General features: G+C 60.6%; 14 protein-coding genes. All 14 read left to right on the top strand.

Features of this window, described 5'->3' with window-relative positions; all coding sequences use genetic code 11:
* Positions 1 to 60 precede the first annotated feature (60 nt).
* The 14 genes from ACM110_RS04990 to ACM110_RS04925 all read left to right on the top strand — a co-directional run bounded on the left by ACM110_RS04990 (position 61) and on the right by ACM110_RS04925 (position 19,533).
* Positions 61 to 201, top strand: coding sequence for a hypothetical protein (locus ACM110_RS04990; protein WP_170948656.1), 141 nt, complete (start codon positions 61 to 63; stop codon positions 199 to 201).
* Positions 202 to 410: 209 nt separating this feature from the next.
* A complete protein-coding gene (locus ACM110_RS04985) occupies positions 411 to 857 on the top strand; it encodes a DUF411 domain-containing protein (RefSeq protein WP_338580733.1) in 447 nt (148 codons plus the stop codon).
* Positions 857 to 1,291 carry a YqaA family protein gene (locus ACM110_RS04980; RefSeq protein WP_338586506.1) on the top strand — a complete coding sequence of 145 codons (435 nt, stop codon included), beginning with the start codon at positions 857 to 859 and terminating at the stop codon, positions 1,289 to 1,291. Before ACM110_RS04985 ends, ACM110_RS04980 begins: the two co-directional genes overlap by 1 nt.
* An 82-nt stretch (positions 1,292 to 1,373) precedes the next feature.
* Positions 1,374 to 2,396 carry an alpha/beta fold hydrolase gene (locus ACM110_RS04975; protein ID WP_416126855.1) on the top strand — a complete coding sequence of 341 codons (1,023 nt, stop codon included), beginning with the start codon at positions 1,374 to 1,376 and terminating at the stop codon, positions 2,394 to 2,396.
* A gap of 13 nt (positions 2,397 to 2,409) precedes the next feature.
* Positions 2,410 to 3,363 (top strand): D-2-hydroxyacid dehydrogenase family protein, encoded by a 954-nt coding sequence (locus ACM110_RS04970; protein ID WP_416126854.1) that lies wholly within the window; start codon positions 2,410 to 2,412, stop codon positions 3,361 to 3,363.
* 602 nt (positions 3,364 to 3,965) lie between these two features.
* Positions 3,966 to 5,552, top strand: coding sequence for a glycogen synthase GlgA (gene glgA / locus ACM110_RS04965; RefSeq protein ID WP_416126853.1), 1,587 nt, complete (start codon positions 3,966 to 3,968; stop codon positions 5,550 to 5,552).
* A 12-nt stretch (positions 5,553 to 5,564) separates the two neighbouring features.
* Positions 5,565 to 7,361, top strand: coding sequence for a malto-oligosyltrehalose trehalohydrolase (treZ, locus tag ACM110_RS04960; RefSeq protein ID WP_416126852.1), 1,797 nt, complete (start codon positions 5,565 to 5,567; stop codon positions 7,359 to 7,361).
* Positions 7,358 to 9,436, top strand: coding sequence for a 4-alpha-glucanotransferase (gene malQ / locus ACM110_RS04955; RefSeq protein ID WP_416126851.1), 2,079 nt, complete (start codon positions 7,358 to 7,360; stop codon positions 9,434 to 9,436). Before treZ ends, malQ begins: the two co-directional genes overlap by 4 nt.
* Positions 9,433 to 12,207 carry a malto-oligosyltrehalose synthase gene (locus ACM110_RS04950; protein WP_416126850.1) on the top strand — a complete coding sequence of 925 codons (2,775 nt, stop codon included), beginning with the start codon at positions 9,433 to 9,435 and terminating at the stop codon, positions 12,205 to 12,207. The genes malQ and ACM110_RS04950 overlap by 4 nt, the downstream gene beginning before the upstream one ends.
* A gap of 21 nt (positions 12,208 to 12,228) precedes the next feature.
* Positions 12,229 to 12,570 carry a DUF2934 domain-containing protein gene (locus ACM110_RS04945; RefSeq protein WP_416126849.1) on the top strand — a complete coding sequence of 114 codons (342 nt, stop codon included), beginning with the start codon at positions 12,229 to 12,231 and terminating at the stop codon, positions 12,568 to 12,570.
* A 90-nt stretch (positions 12,571 to 12,660) separates the two neighbouring features.
* Complete coding sequence (gene glgX, locus ACM110_RS04940) at positions 12,661 to 14,820, top strand: glycogen debranching protein GlgX (protein WP_416126848.1); 2,160 nt, start codon at positions 12,661 to 12,663, stop codon at positions 14,818 to 14,820.
* 207 nt (positions 14,821 to 15,027) lie between these two features.
* Positions 15,028 to 15,786 carry a PIG-L family deacetylase gene (locus tag ACM110_RS04935; protein ID WP_338580723.1) on the top strand — a complete coding sequence of 253 codons (759 nt, stop codon included), beginning with the start codon at positions 15,028 to 15,030 and terminating at the stop codon, positions 15,784 to 15,786.
* Between the two features lie 157 nt (positions 15,787 to 15,943).
* On the top strand, positions 15,944 to 16,744 hold the full coding sequence (locus ACM110_RS04930) for an endonuclease/exonuclease/phosphatase family protein (RefSeq protein ID WP_416126847.1): 801 nt from the start codon (positions 15,944 to 15,946) through the stop codon (positions 16,742 to 16,744).
* Between the two features lie 245 nt (positions 16,745 to 16,989).
* Entirely contained in the window at positions 16,990 to 19,533 is a 2,544-nt protein-coding gene (locus tag ACM110_RS04925; RefSeq protein ID WP_416126846.1) for an autotransporter outer membrane beta-barrel domain-containing protein, read from the top strand.
* Positions 19,534 to 19,847: the final 314 nt, after the last annotated feature.

Raw genomic sequence — 19,847 nt, 5'->3', positions numbered from 1 at the left:
TCATGTTACAGCCGATGAAGAGTTTTGGCTTCACTCGGCGATAACCATGAGGAGTTACAAATGTTGCGTCGAATCACACTGCTGATTCCCCTGCTGGCCCTGCTGTCCCTGAGCGGCTGCATCGTTTTCCCCCACGGCGGCTGGCACCATGACCGTCACTATGATGATCGTGGCGGGCCCGGTTACTATCCGCATCGCTGACACCCGCTCATCCAACTCCCTGAGCGCCGCCCCGGCGCTCAGCGGCCAAGCTGACAATTTTGTCATGTCGCCCTCATCTGCCTGACAGCCTTGATCTACGATGATAGAGCTGCGCAGCGCTGTAGCACTTTGAAACACACCGTGAATGCCTGTCCGGAAAAACCGGTCAGAATGCGTTTTTTCGCCCGCAATCCGAGACCCATCCCGACATGCGAACCCCTCTGCGTCTGGCTGCCTTGAGCGCCCTGTTCATTTCCTCCCTGGCCCAGGCCGCTGATCTGATCCCGATCGAAGTTCACCGCGACGCCAATTGCGGTTGCTGCAAAAAATGGATCACCCACCTGGAGGCCAACGGCTTCAAGGTCGAGGACCATGTCGAAGCCAACATGAGCGAATTCAAGCAACAACACGGCGTGCCACCGCGCCTGGCGTCGTGCCATACCGGTTTGATCAACGGCAAATTCGTCGAAGGCCATGTGCCGGCGGATCAAGTGCTGGCCCTGAGCAAGCGCGATGACCTGCTGGGGGTCGCGGCCCCCGGCATGCCCATGGGATCGCCCGGCATGGAAATGGACGGCATGAGCGATGCGTATCAAGTGATCGGCTTGAAGAAGGACGGCACTGACGTGGTCGTGGCGGACTACCCCGCCCATTGATCTTCGGCGCTTACATTGGCTTGTTTCTCGCGGCCTTCGGTGCCGCGACGCTGCTGCCCCTGCAATCCGAAGCAGTGCTCGTCGGGCTACTGCTGAGCGACAAATACTGGCTGTGGGCGCTGCTGGCCGTGGCGACGCTGGGCAATGTCCTCGGCTCGCTGGTGAACTGGTGGCTGGGGCGAGCCGTCGAGCGCTTCCGTGATCGACGCTGGTTTCCGGTCAGCCCGGCCCATCTGGAAAAAGCCCGAATTCACTATCAGCGCTATGGTCATTGGTCGCTGCTGCTCAGCTGGCTGCCGGTAATCGGCGACCCGTTGACCCTGGTCGCCGGCGTGATGCGTGAACCGCTGGGGCGTTTCCTGCTGATCGTGACCCTGGCCAAGGGCGCCCGATATGGCGTACTGGCTTTGGCTACTTTGGGCTGGATGGGGTGAACCAACCGATGCGGCGATTGCCTGTTTAATGTCGCCCTAATCATGCCGATCCAGCATCGGCGGATTTTCAATGGAGTTCTCTATGCCCTTCTCTCTTCCCCGTTGGCTTCCCGGCCTGCTGCTGACTGCCGCCCTGCCTGTCATTGCGCATGCCGAAGGCCCGGCATATGGTCCCGAGCTGCAAGGTTTCGAGTACCCCTACACCGTCAAGCACTTCGCCTTCCAGTCCGGCAAATCCCTGCAAATGGGTTACATGGACGTCGCCGCCCACGGCAAGGCCAACGGTCGCAGCGTGGTGCTGATGCATGGCAAGAATTTCTGTGGTGCAACCTGGGAAACCTCGATCAAAGCGCTGAGCGACGCCGGTTACCGGGTCATCGCCCCTGACCAGATCGGCTTCTGCACCTCCAGCAAGCCTGATCACTATCAGTACACCTTCCAGCAACTGGCGAGTAACACTCAACAATTGCTCAAGGCGCTGGGCATTCAGAAGGCGACCCTGCTCGGCCACTCTACCGGCGGCATGCTCGCCACACGCTATGCCCTGCAATATCCCGAACAGGTCGAACAATTGGCATTGGTCAACCCTATCGGCCTGGAAGACTGGAAAGCCCTTGGCGTGCCGTATCGCACGGTGGATCAATGGTACGAGCGCGAGCTGAAACTCAACGCCGAAGGCATCCGCACTTACGAGCGCAACACCTATTACGGCGGTCGCTGGAAGCCTGAATTCGATCGTTGGGTGGACATGCTCGCCGGCCTCAACAAAGGTACGGGGCATACGCAGGTCGCATGGAACTCGGCGTTGATCTACGACATGATCTTCACCCAGCCGGTGTACTACGAATTCCAGAACCTGAAGATGCCGACCCTGCTGCTGATCGGGACGTCCGATACCACGGCCATCGGCAGTGATATCGCTTCGCCCGAGGTGAAGGCGAAAATCGGTCACTACGACGTTCTTGGCAAACAAGTGGCGAAACTGATTCCCCGGTCGACACTGGTCGAATTCCCCGGCATGGGCCACGCCCCACAGATGGAAGAGCCGGCGCAGTTTCACCAGGCGTTGCTTGGCTGGCTAAACAAAACCAACCCCGTGCGTTAAAGAGGTAAGGCTGATGGCGGTGCAGATTGCAGTGATTGACGATTGGCAGGATGTCGCCCGAAACGTGGTCGACTGGTCGCTGCTGGAAGACATTGGCCAGGTGAGTTTCATCCACGACTACCCGGCTGACAATGATGCCCTCGCGCAGCGCTTGAGCGACTTTGAAGTGATTTGCGTGATGCGTGAACGTACCCGCTTCGACGCAGAGCTGCTGGGGCGCTTGCCGAAACTCAAGCTGTTGGTGACCGGGGGCATGCGCAACTTCGCCCTCGACTTGAACGCCGCCAAGGCGCTGGGCATTCAGGTGTGCGGCACCGACAGCTACAAACACGCCGCCCCGGAATTGACCTGGGCGCTGATCATGGCCGCGACCCGCAATCTCGTGGTCGAAGCCAATGCCTTGCGCGCAGGCCAATGGCAACAAGGCCTGGGTGGCGATCTGCATGGCAAGACCCTGGCCATTCTCGGCCTGGGCAGCATCGGCCAGCGGGTTGCGCAATTCGGCCAGGTGTTCGGCATGCGCGTGATCGCCTGGAGTGAAAACCTGACCGCCGAGCGGGCCGAGCAAGTTGGCGTGACCTACGTCAGCAAGCAGGAATTGTTCGAGCAGGCCGACGTGTTGTCCGTTCATCTAGTGCTCAGCGACCGCTCCCGAGGATTGGTGGACGCTGAGGCCTTGAGCTGGATGAAGCCCACCGCGCTACTGGTCAACACCGCACGCGGGCCGATCGTCGATGAAGCAGCCTTGATCAAGGCTTTGCAGAAACAACGGCTGGCCGGCGCGGCACTGGATGTTTTCGAAGTGGAGCCATTGCCACCGCATCATCCGTTCCGGACCCTGAACAATGTGCTGGCCACGCCGCATGTCGGGTATGTCAGCCAGCAGAATTACCATTTGTTCTTTTCGCAGATGATTGAGGACATCCAGGCTTGGTCCGCTGGTGAGCCCATTCGTGTATTGAGCTGATACCGCGTCATCGTTCATCGCGAGCAGGCTCACTCCTACAAGGGATCTTCATTCGACACAGGCTCAGTGCCTGACAAAGGTTCAATGTAGGAGCGAGCCTGCTCGCGATTAGATCCTAACTGGCACCATACAAGCCGAAATCGCGCACCGCAATGGTGCAAACAAACTGTTCACCCACGCACATCGATGTGACAGTTCTGCTTCATTTCTTTCCAGTTTCTCAAAAAAACCTGCCCTTCGTCGGTGCGATCGCCCCGCAATCCGGCACGTCCGTACCTCTTTGAACCGATTGTCGAACAATTTTGCCATTCGCGCTTTACCGCTCTAAGTTCTGGTCTAGGCTCACTTTCGCGGGTCGAAACCGGCCGGTCACAAAGTGAAAAAAAAGTAGAAACTTTTGTCCCACGTGATCGGTCGACTGAAAGGTAGGTGCGTTGCGACTGGTGCATTCCTTGCAAAGGTCAATTCACCCATTCTGCTTCAGCGCATTTGGGCAGCGCTTGCTCACCGATGTGCAGCGCTTTTGCGCCCGGCCACAGGAAGCGGCCATGAAAAACCGTTTGCCAGTGCTAAGAATTAGATCAACAACACGGGAGATTCATATGATAAGTACGGCTTTAGATGTTCAGGGAGAACGTGCTCATCAGCATGTCGGCGAATCCAGCACCGTAAGTGCTCCCACTGCCCAATCGATCAGCGTTCCCGGCACCAAGACGCTCGCCCCCGTGGCCAGCCAGAATCCCAACAAGAAAAAAGTGTTGTTCGTCACTTCGGAAATTGCCGACCTGGTAAAGACCGGTGGCCTGGGCGACGTCTCTGCTGCACTGCCACGGGCCATGGCCCATCTGCACGATGTGCGGGTGTTGATCCCCGGTTATCCGCAGGTGCTGCACAGCGAAAACCCGATTCACATCATCGGCGAACTGGGTGGGCATGCCGCGCTGCCACCTTGCAAGATCGGGCGCATGGACATGCCCGATGGCCTGGTCATCTACGTGTTGATCTGCCCTGAACTCTACGAGCGCGAAGGTTCACCCTACGGCGCCAATAACGGTCGCGACTGGCCGGACAACCACATTCGCTTCGCCCGCCTGGGCCTGGCGGCCGCCGATATCGCCGCCAATCTTGCACAAATTCACTGGTGCCCGGACCTGGTGCACGCCCATGACTGGCCGGCTGGTCTGGCGCCTGCCTACATGCACTGGCGTGGGCAGCGCACCCCGACGCTGTTCACCATCCATAACCTCGCCTACCAGGGCGTGACCAGCCTGGGATCGTGCCCTGAACTGGGCATTCCCCATCACGCACTGCAACAGGAAGGCATGGAGTTCTACGGCAAGATGTCGTTCCTTAAGGCCGGGATGGCTTACTCGAGCCATATCACCACCGTCAGCGCGACCTACGCCCAGGAAATCACCACCCCGGCTTTCGGCTGTGGCCTCGACGGCTTTCTCGCCGCCAAGACCCAGCAAGGCCTGCTCAGCGGCATCCCCAACGGCATCGACGAGAGCTGGGACGCCGCCACCGATTCGCACCTGTTCTGCCCGTTCAGCATCGGCGAGTGGGAAGGCAAAGCGGTCAACGCCGCTCACGTTCGGCAGTTGTTTGGCCTTGATGATTCCGAAGGTCCGCTGTTCGCCGTGGTTTCGCGACTGGTCTACCAGAAAGGCCTGGACCTGACCGAAGCGGTGTCCGAATACATCGTCAAATCCGGCGGCCAGATTGCGATCATCGGTCGTGGCGAGCCGGAAGAAGAGCAAGCCATGCGCGAACTGGCCCTGCGTTTTCCGGGGCAGATCGGCGTGCGCATCGGCTTCAACGAAACCGATGCCCGGCGAATGTTTGCCGGTAGCGATTTCCTGCTGATGCCTTCGCGCTATGAACCTTGCGGCCTGAGCCAGATGTACGCCCAGCGTTTTGGCTCGTTGCCGGTAGCCCGCAACACTGGAGGTCTGGCCGACACCATTGAAAACGGTGTGACCGGTTTCCTGTTCGATGAATCCACGGTGGAGAGCTACCAGGAAGCCCTGAGCCGAGCGTTCAAGGTTTTCGCCTTTCCCGAACTGCTCAACGCCATGCGCTGCCGGGCGATGGCCGCACCTTTCAACTGGTGCAAGGCGGTCGAACCCTACGCTGAACTCTACGAGCAACTGGTGACAAAAGCCTTGGGGAAATCGCACAAACAGTAAGAGGTTTACAAGATGCCGTTACGGACCCTTGAGACCTGGCCCCACGGCGCAATCAAACTGGACGCGGAACAAACGCAATTTGCGTTGTGGGCGCCAGATGCGTTTTACGTCAGTGTCGAACTGGAAAATGGACAGTCCTTGCCGTTGTTGCCTCAGGCTGACGGCTGGTTCGTGATCAATACCCGCTGCCCGGCGGGTACGCGATATCGCTACAACATCGACGGTGAACTGGATGTGCCGGACCCGGCCTCCCGCGCCCAAGCGGGCGATATCGACCAGCCCAGCCTGGTGGTCGATCCGCACGCCTATCTGTGGCAACACAGCACCTGGCTGGGGCGACCGTGGAACGAAGCGGTGATCTACGAATTGCATGTCGGTGCGCTCGGCGGTTTTCAGGCTGTCGAGCAGCATCTGGCGCGCCTCGTTGAACTGGGTATCACTGCGATCGAACTGATGCCCGTGGCGCAGTTCCCCGGTGAGCGCAATTGGGGCTACGACGGGGTGCTGCCCTACGCACCCCAGGCGTCCTATGGTTCACCCGAACAGCTCAAGCATCTGATCGACACGGCCCATGGTTGTGGCCTCGCGGTGATCCTCGACGTGGTCTACAACCACTTCGGGCCGGACGGCAACTATTTGCATCGCTACGCCAAGGGTTTCTTTCGCGAAGACAGGCACACGCCTTGGGGTGCCGCTATCGACTTCCGGCGGCGTGAGGTGCGCGACTTCTTCATCGAAAACGCGTTGATGTGGTTGCTGGAATACCGTTTCGACGGCTTGCGCCTGGATGCGGTGCATGCCATCGAAGACCCGGATTTCCTTCAGGAGTTGGCGCAACGGGTGCGTCGTCAGATCGATCCGCTGCGCCACGTCTGGCTGATGGTGGAAAACGAACACAATCAGGCCAGCCTGCTGCAACAAGGTTTCGATGCCCAGTGGAACGATGACGGGCACAACGCCCTGCACGTGCTGCTGACCGGCGAAACCGACGCCTACTACGCCGATTACGCGCAAAACCCCACCGAACAACTGGCACGCTGCCTGAGCCAGGGCTTCGTGTTTCAAGGTCACATCAATCGTCAGGGCAAGCCGCGCGGCGAGCCCAGTGGGCACTTGCCACCGAGCGCTTTCATTCTGTTTTTGCAGAATCACGATCAGATCGGCAACCGCGCCTTTGGCGAGCGCCTGCATCAACTGGCCAATCCCGATGCCTTGAAAGCCGCCACCGCGCTGCTGCTGCTGTCGCCGATGATCCCGTTGATGTTCATGGGCGATGAATTTGCCGTCGAGCAACCGTTCCTGTTTTTCACCAGTCACCACGGTGAACTGGCGAAACTGGTGCGCGAAGGACGGCGTAACGAGTTTGCAGCGTTCGGCGCGTTTACCGATCCGCATCAGCGCGAGCAGATTCCCGACCCGAATGCACCACAGACGTTCGAGGCGTCCCGGCCCACACTCACGACATCTGGCAACTGCGCCGTGAACGACTTCTATCGGCAATTGTTGCAGATCCGCCATCGGCAGATCATCCCGCGCCTGCCCGGCACCCAGGCGCTGGATGCCAACGTGCTCGGCACAGGTGCGGTGAGCGCATCCTGGCGGCTGGGTGACGGCAGTCAATTGCGCATTGACTTGAACCTCAGCGCCACAGCGGTGCCCCATTCTCTGCCGGCCGGTGCTTCGCTGCTGTTCGAACACCCGCCGCATTCTGCCGCGCGCCTGGATCAAGGCACGCTGCCCCCGTATTGCGCGCTTGTCAGCCTCACCGCCGCAAGCCCCTTGCTACCCCTTGATGGAGAGCGCCAATGAGCGATGCGCAACTGGAAATCCTCGCCAGCCGTGCGGGCCTGGCGGTCGACTGGATCGACGCCAACGGTCGCCCGCAAAAAGTCGCGCCCTCAGTGCTGCGCAACGTTCTTACCGGCCTCGGTCATCCGGCCGGGAGTGCACAGGAAATCGATGCCAGCCTGCTCGAATTGCAGCAAGTACAGCAAACCCGGCGCTTGCCGCCGTTGATCACCGCCGACTTCGGCGTCGGCCTCAATCTGGGGCATCACTTTGAACCGCACACGCCCTGCGAGATTCACCTGGAGGACGGTTCGCGGCTCAACCTCAAGCTCGACAGCGAGGCGGTGTTGCCGGGTTTGATTCCGGTCGGTTATCAGCACGTCAGCATCGACGGACAAACCTTCACCCTGGCCGTGGCCCCGGAGCGTTGCTACAGCGTCGGCGATGCCGTGGACAGCCCGATTCCGCGCACCTGGGGCCTGAGCGTGCAGTTGTACGCCTTGCGCCGCGCCGGTGATGGCGGGTTCGGCGACACTCAGGCCCTGGAGGATCTGGCACGGGTGGCGGGTGAACGCGGCGCCGAAGCACTGGCGATCAGTCCACTGCACGCGATGTTCGCCAGCGACACCCAGCGCTATAGCCCTTACTCGCCGTCCAGCCGCTTGTTCCTCAACAGCCTGTATTCCGCGCCGGGGGCGATCCTTGGCGAACGCGCGCTGCGTACGGCCATCGATGCCACGGGCTTGGCGATCGAGCTCAAGCACCTTGAAGAGCTACCTTTGATCGACTGGCCCGCCGCCGCCGAAGCCAAGCATCGATTGTTGCAAGCGCTGTACGAAGGTTTCGTGCAGGGCGAACATCCGTTACATCCCGACTTCAGCAGCTTCCGTCACGCCGGCGGTGAAGCCCTGGAGAACCACTGCCGCTTCGAGGCCATACAAGAGGCACGCGCAGCAAACGGTGAAAGCCTCGACTGGCGACAATGGCCCGAGCAATGGCGCAACCCGCGCAGCGCTGCCCTGGCCGAATTCGCCGAGGAAAATGCCGGACGTATCGGATTCTTCGTGTTCTGCCAATGGCTGATCACACGTTGCCTGGAGCGTGCACAAGCCGCCGCGCGCAGCAGCGGCATGAGCATTGGCCTGATTGCCGATCTGGCCGTCGGTGCCGATGGCGGCGGCAGCCAGGCCTGGAGTCGCCAGGATGAATTGCTCGCTGCGCTCACCGTCGGCGCACCGCCGGACATTCTCAACCGCACCGGTCAAGGCTGGGGGATTTCCGCGTTTTCCCCGGAAGGTCTGGTGCGCAACGGTTTCCGCGCTTTCATCGAAATGCTCCGCGCCAACTTCGCCCATTCCGGAGGCCTGCGCATCGACCATGTCATGGGCCTGCAACGCCTGTGGGTGATTCCCAATGGCGCGCCGCCCGCCGACGGCGCCTATCTCTACTACCCGGTGGACGACCTGCTGCGTCTGCTGACGCTGGAATCCCATCGCCACCAGGCCATCGTCCTCGGTGAAGACCTCGGCACCGTGCCCGACGGCCTGCGGGAAAAACTCATTGCCCGTTCGATGCTCGGCATGCGGGTGTTGCTGTTCGAACAGGACAACACTCACTTCAAACCGATTCTCGACTGGTCGGACAACGCCTTGGCGACCACCAGTACCCACGATCTGCCGACGCTCAACGGCTGGTGGCATGGCCGTGATATCGACTGGAATGCGCGCCTCGGCCTGGTCGATGCCAGTGGCGAAATCGAGTGGCGCCAGCATCGCGAACGTGAGCGCGAAGGCCTGCGCCGGGCGTTGAGCGAGGACCCGCAGAACTTTCGCGAAGAGTCCCACGAAACCGATCAGGTGCTCGACGCCAGCGTGCGTTTCCTCGGCCACACCCGCGCGCCGTTGGTGTTGCTGCCGTTGGAAGATGCGCTGGGCATCGAACAACAGGCGAATCTGCCGGGCACCATCGACACCCATCCCAACTGGTCGCGACGCTTGCCGGGGTACAGTGAAGCCCTGCTCGACGATCCGGACGCCGCCCGGCGCCTGGAACTGCTCGCCTGCGCGCGACTTCAGGCGGCCGAGCGTGACCAATGACTCAAGCATCCGTGCAGCCACTGCGGGCGACCCTGCGGCTGCAATTTCATAAGGGTTTCACCCTCGACGATGCGGTGCCGCTGGTGCCGTACTTCGCCCGCCTCGGCATCAGCCATGTGTATGCCTCGCCGCTGTTGAGCGCGCGGGCAGGTTCCATGCATGGCTACGACGTGGTGGACCCGACCTCGGTCAACCCGGAATTGGGCGGCGAAGCGGCGTTACGTCGACTGGTCGCGGCGTTGCGCGGGCAGAACATGGGGCTGATCCTCGACATCGTCTCCAACCACATGGCGGTCGGCGGTAGCGACAATCCCTGGTGGCTGGATTTGCTGGAATGGGGGCGCCTGAGCCCCTATGGCGAGTTCTTCGATATTCAGTGGCATTCCTCCGATCCATTGATGGAAGGCCAATTGTTACTGCCATTCCTGGGCAGCGACTATGGGATTGCCTTGCAGGACGGCACCCTGCCCCTGCGCTTCGATTCGAAAAAGGGAGCGTTCCATGTCGAGCATTACGAGCATCACTTCCCGATCCGTCCCGCGGACTACGGCGAACTGCTCAAATCCGACAACGAACAACTCAAATCACTGGCCGACCGTTTCAGCACCTTGAGCTATCAGATGGATGCTCACAGCCTGGCCAAGCCCTTGAAAGACGAGCTACGCGAGCTGGCCAGTGATCCGCTCATGCTTCAGGCCATTGAACACAATCTAAGCGCCTACGACTCACTCACCGCCGACGGTTTCCAGCGCCTGCATAACCTCCTGGAACGCCAGAGCTACCGTCTCGCCAGTTGGCGTACGGCAGCGGACGACATCAATTGGCGGCGTTTTTTCGATATCAATGAACTGGGCGGTTTGCGCGTCGAGCGCCCGGCCGTGTTCGAAGCGACCCACGCGAAAATCTTCCAATTGGTGGCGGACGGCTTGATCGACGGCCTGCGCATCGACCACATCGACGGCCTCGCCGACCCTCGGGGTTACTGCCGCAAACTGCGGCGACGGGTCGACGGCCTGGCGCCGGGCCGACACTTGCCGATCTATGTCGAGAAGATCCTTGGCGAAGGCGAAACCCTGCATCGCGACTGGTCGGTGGATGGCACCACTGGCTATGAATTCATGAACCAGTTGTCACTGCTGCAACACGACCCCCAGGGTGAACAGACCTTGGGTGAACTCTGGCATCGGCACAGCGCACGGCCGGCCGATTTCCGCCAGGAAGCGCAACTGGCACGCCAGCAAATCCTCAACGGTTCGCTGGCCGGGGATTTCGAAAGTGTCGCCCAAGCCTTGTTGCAAGTGGCCCGGGACGACCTGATGACCCGCGACCTGACCCTCGGCGCGATCCGCCGAGCGTTGCAGGCGCTGATCGTGCATTTCCCGGTGTACCGCACCTACATCAGCCCATTGGGACGCCCGGCCGAGGACAACGCATTTTTCCAGCAGGCCATGGACGGTGCCCGACAAACCCTTGGCGAATCCGACTGGCCGGTACTCGATAACCTGGCCGGTTGGCTGGGCGGAGAATCCTGGCGCAAACGCCCGGCGGGTCGCACTCGCAAGCGACTCAAGCATGCCTGCGTGCGCTTTCAACAGCTCACTTCACCGGCGGCGGCGAAAGCGGTGGAAGACACGGCGTTCTATCGCTCGGCCGTGTTGCTGTCGCGCAACGATGTCGGGTTCAGCACTGAACAATTCAGCGCGCCGGTTGCGGACTTTCATCAGGCATGCATCCAGCGCCTGGAAACGTTTCCCGACAATTTGCTGGCCACCGCCACCCACGATCACAAACGCGGCGAAGACAGCCGCGCGCGCCTGGCGGTATTGAGCGAACGCAGTGCCTGGTATGCCGACCAGATCGGCCTGTGGCGCGCCCTCGCCCGCCCCCTGCGCAACGATGACCAACTACCGTCTGCGGCAGATGAGTTGATCCTGTATCAAGCCATTCTCGGCAGTTGGCCACTCGACCTGCGCAGCGATGATCACCCTGCCTTACAGGCCTACGCCGAACGCCTGTGGCAGTGGCAACAAAAAGCCCTGCGCGAAGCCAAATTGCAGAGCAGCTGGAGCGCGCCAAACGATGCCTACGAACAAGCCACCCAGGCTTTCATCCATGGCCTGCTGCTGACACCGGAAGGCGAACTTCTGCGCTCGGCCTTGGGCAAAGCGGCGCAAGCGCTTTCCGTTCCCGGCGCACTCAACGGATTGGCGCAAACCTTGCTGCGCATGACCGTGCCGGGGGTGCCGGACCTCTATCAGGGCAACGACTTCTGGGACTTTTCCCTGGTCGATCCGGACAACCGCCGGCCGGTGGATTACGCCGGCCGCGAGCAAGCGCTGCAGCAAGCGATTGATCTACCCGAGCTGTTGGCCAACTGGCGCGACGGGCGCATCAAGCAAACCTTGATTGCCCTGGCCTTGAACCTGCGTGCCGCGCATACCGAACTATTTCGGCGCGGCACTTACCGGGCCCTTGAAGTCGTGGGCAGCGAGGCCGGTCGAGTGCTGGGTTTTGTCCGCGAATGGGAAGGTCAACGGGTTATCGTCATCGTGCCGATACGCTGTGCCGAACTGCTGAAAAACAGTGCCGCCCCCCACGTCAACGCGCCGCTGTGGGGCGACACCCGGGTCAAATTGCCGTTCACCGAACCCGAAGAAAATCTGAAGGGACTTTTTTCCAGCGTCGCAGTCACACAACACAAGGAGCTGATGATCAGCGCCGCGCTGGGGGACTTCCCGGTCAATCTCATTATCCAAACTACCCACACTTGAGTTCAGTTCAGGAGCATTGCGATGAGTACCGACGATAAACGCATCCGCGAGTTTGCCTATCAGATCTGGGAATCGGAAGGTAAGCCAGAAGGCGAGGAAGCCCGGCATTGGGAGATGGCGCGCAAGCTGGCCGAAGCCGAAGCCCTGGCGCCGAAAAAATCCCCGAAAGCCACGGGCAGTAAATCCTCTGCATCCAAGGCCGATGGCGGCAAAGCATTGGATGGCAAAACACTCAATGGCAAGGCCAGCGAAGCAAAAACCAAGGCCAAAGCCAAGCCGGCTGCGGCCTCGGCCGTGATCCCGCCTGGGGAAAAGGCCGTCGAGAAAAAGCCTCGCGCAGCGCGGAAACCGCCAGCGGTCTGACTTTTTCAAGCGTGGTACTGATTGACTGCGTGGCGAGTTTCTTTCGCCACCGAGGGCGCGTTCGCCCGGTAAAAAAATGCAGGAGCACCTATGACCCGTGCAAAGAAAGACACACCAGCATCCCAAACCGAGCCCTCGCGAATCCGTGAAGGATTGCCCTTTCCGCTGGGTGCGACCTGGGATGGACTGGGGGTCAATTTCGCTTTGTTTTCCGCCAACGCCACCAAGGTCGAACTGTGCATTTTCGACGACGCCGGCGAAGTGGAAATCGAACGGATCGAACTGCCGGAATACACCGACGAGATCTACCACGGCTACTTGCCCGACGCCCATCCGGGGCTGATCTACGGCTATCGTGTCTACGGTCCGTACGACCCGGCCAACGGCCATCGCTTCAACCACAACAAGCTGCTGATCGACCCTTACGCCAAGCAACTGGTCGGTAAATTGAAATGGTCCGAGGCGCTGTTCGGCTACACCATCGGCCACCCTGACGCCGACCTCAGTTTCGATGAACGCGACAGTGCGCCGTTCGTGCCCAAGTGCAAGGTCATCGACCCGGCGCACACCTGGGGCCACGACCATCGCGTCAGTGTGCCGTGGGACAAAACGATCATTTACGAGACCCACGTGCGCGGCATCAGCATGCGCCACCCTTCCGTCCCCGAGAATCTGCGCGGCACCTTCGCCGGGTTGATGGTCGATGATGTGCTCGAACATATCCGTAAACTCGGCGTGTCGACCGTCGAGCTGTTGCCGATCCATGCCTTCGTCAATGACCAGCATTTGCTGCACAAGGGCATGACCAATTACTGGGGCTACAACAGCATCGCCTTCTTCGCCCCCGACCCGCGCTACCTGGCCAGCGGCAAGATCGCCGAATTCAAGGAAATGGTTGCGCACCTGCACGAAGCCAATCTGGAAGTGATCCTCGACGTGGTCTACAACCACACCGCCGAGGGCAATGAACAAGGCCCGACCCTGTCCATGCGCGGCATCGACAACGCCTCCTACTACCGCTTGATGCCCGACGACAAGCGCTTCTACATCAACGATTCCGGCACCGGCAATACCCTCGACCTGAGCCACCCGTGCGTGCTGCAAATGGTCACCGACTCCCTGCGCTACTGGGCCTCGGAAATGCATGTCGACGGTTTCCGCTTCGACCTGGCAACCATTCTCGGGCGCTATCACGACGGCTTCGACGAACGTCACAGTTTCCTCGTGGCCTGTCGCCAGGACCCGGTGCTACGCCAGGTCAAGCTGATTGCCGAGGCTTGGGACTGCGGCCCCGGCGGCTATCAGGTCGGTAATTTTCCGCCGGGATGGGTGGAATGGAACGACAAGTTCCGCGACACCGTGCGCGCGTTCTGGAAAGGCGACGACGGGCAGCTGGCCGACTTCGCCAGCCGCATGACGGCGTCCGGTGAGATGTTCAACCAGCGCGGCCGGCGCCCTTATTCATCGGTGAACTTTGTCACCGCTCATGACGGTTTCACCCTGAACGATCTGGTGTCGTACAACGACAAACACAACGAAGCCAACGACGAAAACAATCAGGACGGCAGCAATAACAATCTGTCGTGGAACCACGGTGTCGAAGGCCCTACCGACGACCCTGAGATCACCGCCCTGCGCCATCGACAAATGCGCAATTTCTTCGCCACCTTGCTGCTGGCTCAGGGCACGCCGATGCTGGTGGCCGGCGATGAATTCGCCCGCACCCAGGACGGCAACAACAACGCCTATTGCCAGGACAGCGAGATCGGCTGGGTCAACTGGGACCTGAGTGAGGACGGCAAGGCGCTGCTCAAGTTCGTCAAACGTCTGATCAAGCTGCGTCTGGCCTACCCGATCCTGCGCCGCGGGCGTTTCCTGGTGGGCAATTACAACGAGGACATCGGTGTCAAGGACGTCACCTGGCTCGCGGCGGACGGCACCGAGATGACCACCGAACATTGGCATGACGCACACAATCGCTGCCTCGGCATGCTACTCGACGGGCGTGCCCAGGAAACCGGCATCCGCCGCAAAGGCGCCGACGCCACCCTGTTGCTGGTGGTCAACGCCCATCACGACATCGTCAACTTCCAGTTGCCGGAAGTGCCTGACGGCGGCTTCTGGACCTGCATGATCGACACCAACCAGCCGTCGATTCGCGGCCAGGAACGCTTCGAGTTGGGCCACGAGTACTCGGTCACCGGCCGTTCGCTGCTGTTGTTCGAATTGCAGCGAGAGGAAGACGAATGAGCTGAGCCGCAGGCTTGTCAGATAAAAAAACACTTTGGATCAAGCTCAGAGGCGACGGATAGCGCTTCATGAGCAATACTCGATGCGCGGCACTCCAGGGTTCGGAATGCCGCGAAGGGCTAGCAACCCGTCCTCACGGGTCTGCCGGGCTTGCTTGCAGCAAGCATTGCGCACGACTGAAGGCGAAACGAAACAAGGACGTCACCCATGAAACCTGTTTCCATCAGTGAACACAGCCTGCCAGCACAGATCTGGAACAGCGCCCCGCAACTGGACAATATTCCGGTTATCAACACACAGTCGCTGGTCCCGCCCGGTGCTCGCGCCGTGGTGATCGCCCCGCATCCGGGCGATGAAGTGGTGACCTGCGGCGGACTCCTGCAATTACTTAGCGCCATGGGCCATCCGCTGCAATTGATTTCGGTGACCGACGGCAGTGCCAGCCATCCGGGATCGCAGCAATGGTCGGAGAAGCGCCTCAGCGTGTTTCGCTCCCAGGAGAGCGTTGAAGCCCTGCGCCGGCTCGGGTTGCCGATGCACAGTCTGAAATGGATTCGCGGCGGCTTCACCGACAACGCTCTGGCCGAGCATGAACAAGCATTGACCCGCTTCATCGCCCGCTACCTGCGGCCCGGCGACGTGGTGTTCAGCACCTGGTCCGAAGACGGTACCCGCGATCACGACGCCGTCGGCCGTGCCAGCGCCGCCGCCGCAAACATCGCCGGTGCCGACTTCAATGAAGTACCGGTCTGGGCCTGGCACTGGCCGACGCGCGACCGGGATTCGATTCCCTGGCACCGTGCCCGCAAGGTTCGCCTGGACACATGGACCGTCGCGCGCAAAAGCCACGCGACCCATGCCTACGCCAGCCAGCTCGACGGTGAACCGGCGATCGGCATCGCCCCGCTACTGCCACGGATCCTGCTGGAACGGATGCGCTTGCCGTATGAAATTGTCTTCATCTGACACCCCAAACTCCCTGTAGGAGCTGCCGCAGGCTGCGATCTTTTGATCTTCGCGTAACAAATCAAAAGATCGCAGCCTGCGGCAGCTCCTACAAAGTGAACTGCCCGCCCCAAGATCAGTCGCATAGATAAGCTTGCCTTGATTCAGAGGAGTGAAAGTGACCAGTACCTCCAAGCCGCAGACGGTCGAATCAGTGCCGTTGGACAAACCGCCGGCCATCCATCGACTGCGTGTGCTGACCGTCAATACTCACAAGGGATTCACCGCGCTCAACCGACGATTCATCCTGCCAGAGCTGCGCGAAGCGGTACGCAGCACGTCGGCGGACCTGGTGTTTTTGCAGGAAGTCGTCGGCGAACATGACCGGCATTCCTCGCGCTACAACGACTGGCCGCAAACCTCGCAATACGAGTTTCTGGCCGATAGCATGTGGAGCGATTTCGCCTATGGCCGTAATGCGGTCTATCCCGACGGCCACCACGGCAATGCGCTGCTGTCGAAATACCCGATTCGCGAATACCGCAACCTCGATGTTTCCATCACCGGCCCCGAGCGACGCGGGCTGCTGCATTGCGTGCTGGACGTTCCGGGGCACGCTGAGGTCCATGCAATCTGCGTGCATTTGAGCCTGCTGGAAAGTCATCGCCAGTTGCAGCTTCAATTGCTCTGCCAGTTGCTCGAATCCCTGCCCGACGAAGCACCGGTAATCATCGCCGGCGACTTCAACGACTGGCAGCTGCAAGGCAACGCCGCCCTCGCCCGTCGCGACTATCTGCACGAAGCCTTCGAACGCCACCACGGCCGCCCCGCAAAAACCTACCCTGCACGTTTTCCACTGCTGCGCCTGGACCGCATCTATCTGCGCAATGCCAGCAGTCATGAGCCGAAAATCCTCGGCAGTAAACCCTGGACGCATCTGTCGGATCATCTGCCGCTGGCGGTTGAAGTGCGGCTGTGAGGGTAGATTTTTGCCGATCAGGACCGGCATACCTGTTACTTATGACAGTAGCGACACCCAAATACCGCTGTTAGGCTGCTGACGTCCGTGCACCATCGATCGTACGGACATGCGACTCACAGTGGCCGTCGTTGCTGCGAAGGTTCTCGATTACGGGGGTTTACCTTCACGATATGTCTCGCAACCCGCGCTGCCGAGGGTGTCTGATGCCGTTGCTCAGTCACCACCCCAACGCGGAGACGAGCATGACAATTTCGACAGACCAACCCAAGTACCGTTACAGCGCCTGTGCATTTTCCCTCTGGCTATGCGTCGGCTGGTCCCCAGCCTCCCAAGCGGCCTGCACTCTAACCCCGACCGCCGGCAACGACACCTTCACATGCGACAGCGCCAGCAGCGGTCCGCTGACCGATCAGACGGGCAACAACACCCTGAATCTGCCCGCCAACGGCACCGGTATCATCAACGGTAACGTGACCTTTGGTGCCGGCAGCGACACGGTCAGGATGGACTCCGGGCGTATCGCCGGCAACGTTGTTCAGGGTGATGGCATCGATGTTTTCAGCATCAGTGCCGGCCAGATTCTCGGTGCCGTCGACCAGGGTAACGGCACCGACAATTTCAGCATGAGCGGCGGGATCATTCAGTCCCTTGCCCAAGGCGATGGACGCGATGTGTTCAAGATGAGCAACGGTACGATCGTCGGTGCCTTCGAGGACGGCGACACCGCCACAATGACGGGGGGCACCATCGGCCGGGTGGACATGAAGCTCGACAACAATCTGTTCGACATGTCCGCAGGGCAAATCCTCGGCAATCTGGTCACCGGTTTCGGTACCGACACCATCATCGTTTCCGGTGGCAGGATTGGCGGCAACATCAGCGTCAGCGGCGGCAACGACAGCATCACGGTGACTGGCGGAGAGATCGTTGGCGAGGTCCGCACCAGCACCGGCAACGACACCTTTGTCTGGAATGGCGGCGGCATCATCCGTTCGCAGATCCTGATGGAGGACGGCAATGACAGTGCAACGCTGCGCAATCTCGGCGACAGCACACTCGCTCAGACACCCAGCCTCAACGGCGGCAACGGCATCGATGTGCTGACCTTCGACCGCACTACAACCGCGGGCGCCGGGCGCTACACCAATTGGGAAACGGTCAACCTGAACAACGGCTCGCAGTTGGATCTCGCCGGTAACTTCGTTCTCGGTGACGGCACCAGCGGCACCGGCGTGTTCAACATCGACGGCAGCAGCGTTCTGACGTCCACTCAAGGCAGCATCACGCCCTTCACCGCCGGCCAACGCGCCACCCTGAACAACGCCGGGATCATCGATCTGAGCGGTGGCAATACCAGCGACACGCTGACGGTGCAGGGTAATTACGCAGGTAATGGCGGACAGTTGTGGGTGCAAAGCGCGCTTGGCGATGACAGTTCACCGAGCGACACACTGGTGGTCAACGACGGAGCGCTCACAGGCACCACGGCCATCACCGTCAGCAACCTGGGTGGCACAGGCGCAGAAACCTTGCAAAACGGCATTCAAGTGGTACAGGCCCAAGGCACCGCCGTCAGCAACAGCGATGCCTTCAGCCTTAAAGTTCCAGTATCAGCCGGTGCCTTCGATTACGTCCTGTACAAGGGCGGTGTCACGGTCGGCAGTGAAAACAGTTGGTACTTGCGCTCGGCCGCCGTGGCGGTTCCGCTGGTTGCTGTGCCCAACCCAGACCCGACGCTGCCGCCGATTCTGGTACCTCTGGTGGCGACGCCAGTGGCGGCGGCCGGCAGTCCGTCGGTGCCAGTTCCCGCACCCGGGTCCGCGCCGATCCCCTTGTACCGTCCGGAAGTCCCGACCTGGTCAGTGTTGCCGCCAGCAGCGGCGCAATTGACCCTGACCGCCCTCGGCACCTTTCACGATCGCCAGGGCGATCAACGCCTGCTGACCGAAACCGGAACATTCGGCGCAGGCTGGGGCCGCGTCTATGGCAAGAATTACGAGCAAACCTGGGCCGGCACCGTGACACCCAGGCTCGACGGTTCGCTCAATGGCTTCCAGGTCGGCAACGATCTTTTCGGTTCGCAATTGGCGGGCGGGCAAACCCAGCGCAGCGGTTTTTTCGTCGGCCACAGCCGTCTGAAGGGTGATGTCGACGGTTTCAATCAGGGCTTCGAAGACAAGCGCGCCGGCAAAGTCGAGCTTGAGGGCGACAGCCTCGGTGCCTACTGGTCCCTGACCAGTCGCAACAATGCCTACCTCGACGCGGTGGTGATGTTCACCTGGCTCGACGGTGATAGCCATTCCGATCGGGGCCTGAAACTCGACAATGACGGGCATGCCCTGACCCTTTCAGTGGAGTCCGGTTATCCCTTCGCACTGGCAAACAATTGGGTCATCGAACCCCAGGCGCAAATCATTCACCAACAAATTGATCTGGACAGTCAGGACGACGGTGTTTCCCGGGTGTCCTTCGATTCCGATCCGGCCTTGACCGGGCGCTTCGGCGCCCGCCTCAAAGGTCGTTACGACGTCAGCGGCCTGCCGCTGGAACCCTACCTGCGCGCCAACGTTTGGCATACCTTTTCCGGGACCGACACGGTCACTTTTGCCGAAACCACCGACATCGACACCGAACAAAAGACTTCGTGGGCCGATCTTGGCCTCGGCGCCATCCTGACCCTCGCCCCCAGCGTCAGCGTGTACGCCAACGCCGATTACAGCAGCAATATCGACAGTAATCAGCAGCGAGGAATGGCCGGCAACCTGGGAATCAGGGTCAGCTGGTAACGCCGAGCAATCGCTCTAGCCCGCGAGTTTTTTGACGAATTTTCCAATAAACAAGAACTTAGGGATGCGCCGTAAATCAGTCACTTATATAAGCAAAAATAGCCCTACCATTTATCGGCCATTTTCTTGACGCAGTGGCAGGGGTCTTCTTGACTTCACCGTACTACCCCCGGAAACACAATCAGGGACAAGCCCGCAAGACACCCGCGAAAACGGGCGGCCCCCGGCTTGCCCCCATACATTCGGTCGCCCCTCGTTCGGGGTAGGAGAGACGCCAAGGCAAGTACGGCACGCGATTGCAAGGTAGCCCCGCC

It is taken from the genome of Pseudomonas sp. NFX98 (genome assembly GCF_047784845.1).
Taxonomy (GTDB): Bacteria; Pseudomonadota; Gammaproteobacteria; order Pseudomonadales; family Pseudomonadaceae; genus Aquipseudomonas.
This window is presented reverse-complemented; position numbering and strand designations above follow the sequence as displayed.